Source organism: Pseudomonadota bacterium, assembly GCA_022361155.1.
GTDB lineage: Bacteria > Myxococcota_A > Polyangia > Polyangiales > JAKSBK01 > JAKSBK01.
On the sequence record JAKSBK010000241.1, the window covers coordinates 1 to 10,586 of the forward strand.

General features: G+C 66.8%; 7 protein-coding genes and 1 tRNA gene. 3 read left to right on the plus strand and 5 right to left on the minus strand.

What is annotated here, in order from left to right; all coding sequences use genetic code 11:
- From MJD61_09055 to MJD61_09070, 4 genes are all read right to left on the minus strand, one after another.
- The coding region (locus MJD61_09055; protein ID MCG8555418.1) for a hypothetical protein at positions 1-503 on the minus strand (503 nt) is incomplete at its 3' end.
- A complete protein-coding gene (locus MJD61_09060) occupies positions 500-4,882 on the minus strand; it encodes a hypothetical protein (protein MCG8555419.1) in 4,383 nt (1,460 codons plus the stop codon). The genes MJD61_09055 and MJD61_09060, both read right to left, overlap by 4 nt.
- A 10-nt stretch (positions 4,883-4,892) precedes the next feature.
- Complete coding sequence (locus tag MJD61_09065; GenBank protein ID MCG8555420.1) at positions 4,893-5,603, minus strand: hypothetical protein; 711 nt, start codon at positions 5,601-5,603, stop codon at positions 4,893-4,895.
- Complete coding sequence (locus MJD61_09070; GenBank protein MCG8555421.1) at positions 5,596-7,062, minus strand: hypothetical protein; 1,467 nt, start codon at positions 7,060-7,062, stop codon at positions 5,596-5,598. The genes MJD61_09065 and MJD61_09070 overlap by 8 nt, the downstream gene beginning before the upstream one ends.
- Before the next feature lie 193 nt (positions 7,063-7,255).
- Between MJD61_09070 and MJD61_09075 the strand changes: the two genes are divergently transcribed.
- A complete protein-coding gene (locus MJD61_09075) occupies positions 7,256-7,627 on the plus strand; it encodes a hypothetical protein (GenBank protein ID MCG8555422.1) in 372 nt (123 codons plus the stop codon).
- A gap of 55 nt (positions 7,628-7,682) precedes the next feature.
- Here the strand turns inward: MJD61_09075 and MJD61_09080 are convergent.
- Positions 7,683-7,769: transfer RNA gene (locus MJD61_09080), tRNA-Leu, on the minus strand.
- 348 nt (positions 7,770-8,117) lie between these two features.
- Here MJD61_09080 and MJD61_09085 point away from each other — a divergent pair.
- Both MJD61_09085 and MJD61_09090 read left to right on the plus strand, forming a co-directional pair.
- Positions 8,118-9,407, plus strand: coding sequence for a citrate synthase (locus tag MJD61_09085; GenBank protein MCG8555423.1), 1,290 nt, complete (start codon positions 8,118-8,120; stop codon positions 9,405-9,407).
- 267 nt (positions 9,408-9,674) lie between these two features.
- Positions 9,675-10,586 (plus strand): rod shape-determining protein (locus MJD61_09090; protein ID MCG8555424.1); only part of this gene is annotated, 912 nt, incomplete at its 3' end.

Consider the following 10,586-nt stretch of genomic DNA (forward strand, 5'->3'; position numbering starts at 1 on the left):
AACAGCCCAAGGGAGAGTCGACACGGGCTAAAGAGCGGCGTGCGGCGCAGCTTCTCGAGCCGCTTCTCATCGCCAAAGAGCTGCAGGGAGCGCTCGCGCTCCGGCACGAGCGGGCGCGTGCGGCCGCCGCTGGCCAAGAAGCGCTGCACGCACAAGAGCAAGTCGCGCTGCTGTGGCGAGCGAAGCTCACGGGCGAAGCTCAGCTCCGGCGCCCACGCCACGTGCTGCCGCGCTGGGGCGGGCTTGCGCGCGGCCGTGGTGAGAACCACGAACCGCGGCAGGGCCGGCTGCGCGCTGTGGTCCCAGCGGCTTGCCTGTTTGGGCAACGTGAGCTTGCCGTGTTGCGCCAACAGCTCCAGGGCACGACGCAGATTGCGGCGCGCGTCTGCTCCCTCGGCGGCCGCGGGCCACGCACGCGCGTACGCCTGCCATACCGCTTGCAGCTCGAAACGCTTGTGGCGCGGACGCACCGCTTGCAGCGCCTCGAGCAGCATGTCCTTCATGCGCTCGCCCGCCTGGCCACACGCACGCCTTCGACCTGGCCTTCGACCGTCACGTGATGGTCTCCGGTTCGTGCGCTCTGGTGAACGTTGCGCAGGCGCACGACATTGGGAAGCTGTGCCAGGGCGGCCAGGTCGTCCACACCGGTGGTATAGATGAGCTGGGTGTCCATGAGGCGCGCCACTTGGCGCTGCAGCTCCAACAAGGGCACGCTGGAACAGGTGCCGATCGGATTGTCGAGCACCAAGATGTTGCCGGTCATGGCTTGATTCCGACCGCGGCGCCGCGCCCGCAAGTGGACCAACGTGCAGTAAAGAAGCACCGCCGCGGTCAAGCGCTCGCCACCGCTGAAGTTGACCATCGCCGCAATGTCGACGCGCTGGCGGCGGCGCTCGGACTCTGGCTTCAGCAGCGTGACCCGCAGGGGCTTGCTGCCCCGGTACTTGTCGACTGCGCGTTGCACAAGCTCGAGACCACCGGGCAGCTGGCTGCCGGCAACCAGCTCGTCGAGCAGCGGCTCGATGCGCGCGCGCTTGTCCGCATCGGTCCGGGGCGCGTCGAGCTGCACGCTGACAAACGGCTGCCCCGCCCACGCCCCAAGCTCGGCAGGCATGCGACTCGCGCGCTCGAGCTCCAACAACAGGCGCACGGCATGCTCGGTGATGCCGAGCAAGCTCTCGGTAAGCGTCTGCCGGTCGGCTTCGAGGGTGGCAAGCTCGTCTTCGAGTGCGCCGATGCGTTCCTTGAGCCCTTCGTCCCAGCGCTCGGCGTTTGCGACGAGGCTTTCGGGGCCTTCCATGAAGCGCTGCCGCCAGGCCGACTCGAAGTCGGCGAACTCCGGTCGCATCGGAACCTGCCGCACCGCTTCCACCCTGCTTCGCTGGCGTTCTTGCGCCTGCGCCAGCTCGAGACGTGCGGCGCGGTGGCGCTCGATGCAGGTATCGACCAGCATGCGCACCTCCGCGTCCGTCGTGGGCAGTGGGAGCGCAGGTGCGTGCGGTGGCTCGCAGGCGTCCTCGAGACGTCGCGCCATCGCGTGCTGGCGCTCCGCGGCCTGTTCCGCGGCTTGCCGTTCTTGTGCCAGGCTCTTGACGCGTTCCTCGAGCGTGCGGCTCTGCTCCTGGGCCTGTTGTGCCCGCTCTTGCTGCTGTGCCGCCTGCTCGCGCGCATCCCTGGCTGTGGCAGGCGCAGGCCCCTTCGGCAGGTCCGCGGCCGCGCGCCGCCGGTGCAGCGCTTCAGCGAACGTCTGCTCGGCGGCCTGCAGCTTTACCGCGGCCTCCGCGCGGGCGTGTGTCGCGTGCGCCAGCGCTGCTTGGGTCTCGGCCAGGTGGTCGGCCAGGTCTTCGCCCACGAGCGCGTCGAAATGCTCGATGTCCTCGCGAAGCAGACCGGTTGCGGCTCGTGCGAAACGCGTTTCGGCGTCTTTCCTCCGGTACTCGAGTTGCGTGAGCTCACCGAGCAGACGCTGGTCCGAGTGGTGCTCCTCGAAATGTTGCCGGCGTCGCTGGTAGCGCTCGCGCAGCTCGCTGAGCGCTTCGTCTGCCAGCCCAGGTTCGGGTTCTTCGGCCCCGGTGTAGCCGACCTCCTGCTGTTGGGCGTGTATCTGCGCTTGCAGGCGCTCGTTGTCCGCCAGCTGACGCTGAAGGGCGTCGCGCTCGAACCCGGCGCCAGCGATCGCCTCGGCGCAGCGCTGTGCGTCCCGTTCCGCGGTCGCCGCTTCGGCGCGAGCCGCGTCGAGCCCGCTGCGTAGGGCGGCGACGCGCTGCTCCCAGCGCTCGATGAAGCTCGCGATCCGCTCGAGACGTTGTTCGGTTTCCCGCAGGCGCTCGGTTGCAGTCATCAGGCCCTGCTCGGATTGTTGGATCATCGCCCGTACGCTCTCGAGCTGAGCTTGCGACTCGCCGCCCTGGCGCTCGAGGATCGCGACCTCCTCGCGCAGGGCGTGTTCCGCCTCGCGCGCCTCCACCAACCGCGCTGCGCTCCACTGCTTTGTGAAGCGCTCCACCTCGCCTGCTGCGTCGCGCAACGCGTGGGCCCGAGCGAGCGCCGTGTCGGACTGACGTGCACGGCTTTCGCGCCGCCGGCCCAGCTGCTCTCGCTCGTGAACGGCGGCTCCATGATCGAACCCCCCCGCTTGCTCGGGGCCCACCGTGAACCTCTCGTCCGTGGCCGCATCCGGCCCGGAGTCAGGCCCGGAGTCGACTTGCGGGCTCGAGTCCGGTCGCGCTCGGCCTTCTGGAGGGTCCAAGCTGGCTACCGAAACGACGACCGCGGAACGCAGGTGTTCGCCAAGTGGGTGCTGGCACGCGGCCGCGAAATCTTGCTGCAACACGAACACGCCTCCGAAGCGGGCCGGGTCTCGGGCGATGAGCGCCCGCTTCGCAGCTACGTCGTTGAGGTTGTCAGCCAGGTATTCCCACGCGCTGTGTGCGGAAATGCCGGTCTTGCGCAGCGTGGTGACGATCCGCTCGACATCGAGCGCGGCCGGCATCAGACCACGTTCGCGCAGGCTCTCCTCGGCGCGGGCGTCTTCGGCGTCGTCTACGCGTAAGCGCAGGCGCGCTTCGTCCGCGGCTTGGGAGGCGGACGCCAAGCGGCGTGCCAGGCCCTGTGCGAAGACATCGGCGCGATCGCACTCTTCGAGCTCCGTGATCGCGGGCAGCGTTTCAATGCGCTCTCGCGACATGAGCGCCTGCTCCAGCTGCTCTTGGACCTGTCTGTGCTGGGTCTTGCGTTCGGCCAGCTGCGCCGCCAGCACGCGCAGGCGCTCCTGAGCTTCGATCTCGAGCGCCCGCGCCCTGGTCACCGCTTCGCGGTGGCCCTCGCAGTCGTCGGCAAGCTCTTGCTGCTCGGCCCGCCAGCGGCGGTTGGCCGCCTCGGGCGGCTCGCGCAGCGTGATGTCGCCGCGCCGGACCAGCGCATCGCGCTCTTCGTCGCGCTGTCGCAGCTGCTGGGACAGGTGCTCTGCTCTCGTCTTGGCGCGAGCAGCTTGGCCCAACGCGGCGTCGCGCATTGCTTGAGCCTGGGCAAGAGCATGTTCGGTGGCGTCGAGTTTGGCCCGCAGGTGTTCGTGCTTGCCTTTGAGCCGCTCGTCTTCGGCTCCGAGCGCATTGTGGAGCGCGTCGCCCGCTGCGCACAGCCGCTGGCGCTCCGGCTCGGCTTGCTCGCGGTTCTTGGCAAGGCGTTCGCGCGTTTCCTGCATGCTGTGTTCGGCCGCGCGTAGCTCTCGCAACGGCTCGCACGCCAGGGCGCGCGCCCTTCGGCCTTCCACCTCGCGCAATGCTGCCGAGCATCGGTCGCGCTCGGCCTTGGCTTCGCCCCGCGCGAGCTCCAGTGCCCGGCGTTCCAGGCCTTCGGCCCAGCGCGCGTGTTTACGCTGCCTGTTGCTGGCTTCGCGCGCCTGTTCCTCGGCTGCGCTCTGATCGCGTGCGCGCTCGGTCGCGATCGCGGTTTGTGCCTGCGACGCATGCTTTAGCGCGCCCAGCAACGAGCCCGCCTCCGCATCCCGTCGCGCGAGCTCGGCGCGCGCCGTGTCCGCGGCGGCGATCGCCTCGCGCAAGGGGCCGAGCTGCTCGCGCGTCGCCACAGAGAACCGCCGTTCTTGCGCGAGCGCAGGCCGTCGCGCGAGCTTGTCGCGCAGCCCCTCCACGTTGGCGCTGACCGCATTGGCCTGCGTCGGATCGAGGACAAGCTCGAGCACGAAGTCTGTGAACTGGCGCGCGGAAGCAAACTTGAACAACTCGTCTGCAGCACCTTCGCGCCGGTTCATCTTGAGCTGGTAGCCGAACAGCTCTGAGTCGATCCGCAAGTCGGCCAGGTGGCGTTCCCAGCGCCGTTGTTGGTCTTCGACCACGACTTCGCGGGCGGGTTGCTCCCGTTGCCGTTCTCGCAGCCACTCGCGAAAGGCCTCGAGCGTATTCACGGGCTCGCCGAGCCCCGGCGTGGGCAAGTGCTCGAAACTCAAGTCGTCGTCTGCAACAAAGCTGAAGAATATCCGCTGCAGGCGAGAAGCGTCCGCGGAGCGTTGTTGCCCGCGCCAGGCCAGGGCCTGTCCAATCACCCGAAGCGGCTGTGTGCCTAGCAGATCGGGCTGTCCGACCTCCCACTCGGTGGCTACGCACGCCAGGTCGGTCGCCTTCACGTAGTCGGTCAAGCGCCGCCGCTGGCCCTCCACGTGCCGGCCCAGGAACTCGGCTTGGCTCGGTCGAAAGCAGCTGAAGAGCAGATTGAGCACCGAAGACTTACCGCCACCGTTGCGCAGCCACAGCACGGAGTCGCTCGCTCGCCGCGCATCGGCGTCGCGCAAATCGAGCGTCAGCGGATCCAGGCGTGCGTCAGGATAGCCGGCCGAGGCGAAGTGGATGCGGCGCAGATGCGGCATGCCTGGCGTCCTACTCGCCCTCGTTCGGCGAAGCGGCGCGAACCAGCTTAAAGGCCTCGTTGGCAGCGAGCTCCCGCAACTGCACACGCAGAGCGCGCGTCGTGCGGTAGCTCTCTTCTCCGTCGCTGCGCAACAGTCCCGCGTCGGCGAGCTTCCTGAGCGCGAACGCGACCGCGCCGCTCAATGTGGTTGGGGCGCGCCGGCCGCCCGCGCTTGGCTTGGAGCCGGCCCGGCGCAGCACCTCGCGCCAGGCTTCACGCAGCTCCGGATGGTCGGCCTCCGGGTCTGCGCCGGCGCGGCTCTCCAAGCGCAGGCAAAGCTGCTGCAGGTAGTCGGTGAGTTGATTGACGGACAGCCGCCGGATGCCCTCGCCCCATTCGTCGAGCTCGGCGGCGCGAGGCCAGCACCAGGCCGCGGTCGCCAGCAGGACAAGGCCATAGAGCATACGCTCCTCGCGTTTGAGATTGGGGCGAAACTGCGACAAACGCAGCGCGAACGGGCTGTCGGCGCGGCAGCCGAGCTGCACGCCATAGTCGTCGGTGCAAAGGCGCCACAGCCCCAACCCCTCGAGCAGGTCGTCGAAGCCATGTGCGAAACGTTCTTCGCTGCGCAAGCGACTCAGCAGGCGGCGGTACGTCTCGTCCTGGCTGGGACGTCGCTGCGGATCGAGCGCGCAGCGAAGAAGCACGCCGAGGTCTGTCGAGCCATCTCGTTCAGTCATGTCGTGTCCGGTCACCGGGGTCTTTGCTTCGGCGACGACTTCCTGGAGCCTGTACAGCTACGTCATGTTCGCCCCGCGCGCGGGTCAGCGAGAGTTCGTGGCCGCCAAAGTGCGGGTCCGCGAGGCGGCCCGCCGCGCACGCGCGCAGGGGCGAGCCTGCGGACGGCTCGAAACCGTGCAGCGCACGCATCACCAGCAGCAGCTCCGCGCGTTGGGCCCCTCCACGCCGGCGCAGTTCCGACAGCAAGCTGCTTAGCGTGCGCGCACGTGAGCCCAGCTCGGCCAGCAGTGCCTCCACACGGCGGTGGTCCTCATCCGAGAAGTAGGGGCGTCCGCTCGGCAGCTCCTCGAGCCTGTGCTCCTCGAAGACGTGCGGGCCGGCGGCCGCGCGCGGTGGTTGAAGCAGCCGGTCGACCCATTGCGGCAAGTAGGCGACCGGGCGCGCGCTCGGAGGAAAGAACGCGGTCACCAAGGGCTCCAGCTGGTTCGCGAGCGCTGCGGCTGGAGCCTCGAGGGCCGCCTGCAAGACCTCCGCCTCCAAATCGGGCAGCCGCAGCACGGTTTGGGGACGGAATAGCTGCCGCTCCTGCTCCGCCAGGAAGGTCTGGTTCGCCTGCAGCACTTCCCGGTGCAAGCCCACGTGTCGGCCCTGGCAATCTTCCAGCGCATCGCGCAGTTCGGCAATGCGCGGAGCGTCCTCGGTGGACGCCGAGTCCACGCGCGCAGCGAGCATGGCCAACAGCTCACGCTCTACCTGAAGTCGGTCGCCCAGATGCACGCGTGCCTCTTGCAGCGTGTGCAAGACCTCGTCCACCCAGCGCACCTGGCGCACGTCGCGTTGCACCAAACGCAGCACCCGCTGCAGCGTTTGGTGGTATTCGATGCTGCGCAGGCGTGCGTTGCGTGCCGTGCGCACCGCGTCCTCGATGCGCCCGCGGCGTATTTGCGCCTGCAGCACGGCTTCCTCTGCCACCTGCGCGTCCTGCACATCGAACTCGAGCATGCCGGTGTAGACGTTGATGCCCTCGGTGCTGGCGGCCAGCACGTAGCTGCCATCGGGCAGCTCGAGCTCGCGAATCAGGTGCCAGGACAGCTCGCGTGGCGTGGCTTTGGGCGCGCTCCAGTCGTAGTAGACGGCGGTGAAGGCGCGGCGCCGCTCCCGCTCGTTGAGCATGCCGGCGAGCACCAGCTCTACGACCGGCGCCGCGTCCTGCTCGTTGTCCAGCATCGTTCGTACCATGGGCTCGAGCGCCGCCTGCACCAGCTCCCGGGCCGCGCCCTGTCCCAGGCCCATCTCCTCGATGATCACATCGAGCACGCGCAGAGCGAGCGCTCTCACGTCGGCGCGTTCCAGGGGCAGTATCCGGCGCCCTTTGTCGGCTTCGACCTGTTGCAACGGCGCGAGCCGCGCGAGTGCCTTGACACGCTGCGTAAGCGCGTCCTGCCAGCGTTCGTTCATCTGGACGGGATGGATCGAAATCGAAGTGGCGATGTTATGTTGACCCGACGCTCAAGGCGCTTGATGGGTCCACCCTGACCGGGGCGGTGCTCTCGCAGCAACTGCTCGATGACCTTGTTCACGAGCCAGTGCATATCACGCCGACGTCGGGGGATCGACGGCCGAGTTGCTGCGGCACCCACCACCTCTGGCCGTGAGACTCGACAAGGCTCGACCATCCCGGGGTGCTCTTCCTGCCCTTGCCCTTACCCTTGCCGTGCCCGGAAACGTGATGGCCGAGGCGCTCGGAGGCCGGACGATCGAAGACGGTCACGCGCTCGCCTACAACCGCTTTTGCAGCAGACCCGGCGGACCGGTTGAAACGGCCATCATCGCTCGATCCTCATCGACCCAGGGCGTCACTTCGGGCAGCCTCTGCCTCGCCTCCGCCAACATCGAAACGGCAGCCGTCGCCGACCGTTTCCTCGCCGGCGATTCTACCCGCGATTCGGCCGCCGACTTCGCCGTGGATGAGCGAGAGATCGGGGACGCGGTACGCTTCGAAGCATTGCTCCGGGCCGCTTGAAGGGGGCGGATGCGGTGCCCCTCGATCGGCCTGCCGTCCGATCCCCAGGAATCACTGGTGCGGAAGAGAGGACTCGAACCTCCACGGGTGTTACCCCACAGGAACCTGAATCCTGCGCGTCTGCCAGTTCCGCCACTTCCGCGATGTTGGGCGTGGACTCTGCGAGGGAAGTTGCAGATAGACGAGGGGCTGAGCACTGTCAAGCTTGGCGACGGTCACGATCGGGTAGCGCTGTCGGCGTCGATTCGCCGGCCCGAGCGACCCCAATCGCTCGCAGGCTTATGTACGAAATCGGGGGCGCAGGACACTAGCAAGACAGGGAGTTTCTTGTATAATCGCACCCTCGCTGTCGCGGCCAGCAGTTCATGCCGGGCTCCGTGGCGTAACGCAAGGTGACGCTACGTGCGCGCGCACAGGTAGGAGCTGCGCGCCAAGATTACCGCCAAGTTTGCCGCCAAGTTTGCACAGCGCAAGAAAGGATGCGTCGGCCATGTCGAAGAGCTCACTGACTGTCACGGATAATCGAACGGCCAAGACCTACGAGTTGGAGATCAAAGACGGAACCGTTCGGGCCATGGATCTCCGGCAAATCAAGTCGTCGGAAGACGATTTCGGCTTGATGGCGTACGACCCCGCATTCGTCAACACTGCATCCTGCAAGAGCCGCATCACGCTGATCGACGGCGAAAAAGGCATTCTGCGCTACCGGGGCTACCCGATCGCGCAGCTTGCAGAAGGCTCGAACTTCCTCGAAAGCTCCTACCTGCTGTTCGAAGGCGAGCTTCCCAACAAGCAGCAGCTCGACGCGTTCAGCGCCAACGTGATGAAGCATGTCGGCGTGCACGAGAGCGTGCGCAAAGTCATCGACGCTCACCCCAACGATGCGCACTTGATGGGGGTGCTCGTGAGCTCGCTGGCCGCGCTGTCCACGATCTACCCAGACTCCAAGCAGGTGCACGACGATGCGATTCGACGCGAGCACATGTATAGACTCTTGGCCAAGGTGCCCACGCTGGCGGCCTACGCTTTTCGCCACAGCCGTGGCCTGCCCTATGTCTATCCGGACGCCGCTCGCGGCTACAGCGGCAACTACCTGAACATGATGTTCAAGGATACCGAGCAGGGTGCGAAGCTCACCGATGCCGTGGAGCACGCACTCGACGTGCTGTTCATTCTGCATGCGGATCACGAGCAAAACTGCTCTGCGAATGCGATGCGTTCGGTGGGGTCGGCGCTCACCGATCCTTATTGCAGCGTGGCGGCCGCCGCGGCCGCGCTGTATGGCCCCCTGCACGGTGGCGCCAACGAAGCTGTGGTGCGCATGCTTACCGAGATAGGCTCCGTCGACAACATCCCGAGCTTCATCGAGGGCTGCAAGGGTGGCGAGCGGCGGCTGATGGGCTTTGGCCACCGCGTCTACAAGAACTACGATCCTCGCGCCACCGTGATCAAGCGCCTCGCCTACGAGGTATTCGACGCGCTGGGCAAGAACCCGTTGATCGACATCGCCCTGGAGCTCGAGAGGATCGCGCTCGAGGACGAATACTTCGTCAAGCGCAAGCTCTACCCGAACGTCGATTTCTATTCGGGCATCATCTACCAGTCCATGGGCCTGCCCGTGGATCTGTTCCCCGTGCTGTTTGCCGTGGGCCGCACCGCTGGCTGGCTGGCCCAGTGGGAGGAACTGCTCAAGGACAGCGAGCAACGCATCGCGCGTCCGCGTCAGATCTACCTGGGTGAGGGGGAGCGGCAGTTCAAGCCCCTGTCCGACCGCGGCTGATAGGGCCGTGAAGCTGCTGTATCAAGAGCGAATCTTCCCGGGCGAAGCTCCCCGGTGCTGCACCAGCTAGCCGCTTGTCACCCATCTACCCGGGGTAGCTCGGGGCAGCGGCCCCGCGCGACCGGCTGCCCCTTGAAGGGGCCCGATGGATCTGTTAGGTAATCCCGCTCTGCGCGGCTTGCGTCGAAAGTCGGCGTAATTCCGGATGCTTAGCTCTCGGCGTTTTTATGCGCGCCCCAACGACCGGCACGAGGTATCATGGGTGCCATGGAGTGGCTCGGCGGCCTGTTCTCCAACGATTTGGCGATCGATCTAGGCACGGCCACTACGCTCGTCTACGTCCGGGGGCGCGGCATCGTCTCGTGTGAGCCGTCCGTGGTTGCGGTCCAGCGTGACGGCCGCGGAAGCCGCAAGGTGCTGGCGGTCGGTCGCGAGGGCAAAGAGATGATCGGCCGGACGCCTGGCACAATCGAGGCCGTCCGTCCACTGCGCAACGGCGTGATCGCGGACTTCGAGATCACCGAAGCCATGTTGCGCTACTTCATCTCGCGGGCACACAGCCACCGGCGCCTGGTGAAGCCCCGCATCATCATCTGCGTCCCTTTTGGTATCACCGAGGTCGAGAAGCGCGCCGTCAAGGAGAGCGCCGAGAGCGCCGGTTCGAGAGAAGTCTATTTGATCGAAGAACCCATGGCCGCGGCCATCGGTGCCGGCCTTCCCATCACCGAGCCCAGCGGCAACATGATCGTCGACATCGGAGGCGGTACGACCGAGGTCGCCGTCATTTCGCTGGCGGGGATCGTGTATGCGCACTCCGTGCGCGTGGGCGGCGACAAGATGGACGAAGGCATCATCGCCTACATGAAACGCAAGTACAACCTGCTCATCGGGGAGCAGTCCGCGGAACGGGTCAAGTGCTCGGTGGGCAATGCATACTCCGACGGCGAGGTCGAAAGCATGGAGGTGAAGGGACGCGACCTAGTGGCGGGTGTACCCAAGACTGTGACCGTTACCAGCGACGCGGTACGCGAGGCACTGGCTGAGCCTATCAACAGCATCGTCGAGGCAGTGCTGCTCGCCTTGGAGCGCACCCCACCTGAGCTGTCCGCTGACATCGTGGACAAAGGCGTTGTGCTAACCGGAGGTGGAGCGCTCCTGAACAACCTGGATGTGTTGTTG

Coding starts and splice junctions, on each gene's coding strand:
- MJD61_09060 (MCG8555419.1), bottom strand. CDS start 4,882: ATGCCGCATCTGCGCCGCATCCACTTCGCCTCGGCCGGCTATCCTGAC.
- MJD61_09065 (MCG8555420.1), bottom strand. CDS start 5,603: ATGACTGAACGAGATGGCTCGACAGACCTCGGCGTGCTTCTTCGCTGC.
- MJD61_09070 (MCG8555421.1), bottom strand. CDS start 7,062: ATGAACGAACGCTGGCAGGACGCGCTTACGCAGCGTGTCAAGGCACTC.
- MJD61_09085 (MCG8555423.1), top strand. CDS start 8,118: ATGTCGAAGAGCTCACTGACTGTCACGGATAATCGAACGGCCAAGACC.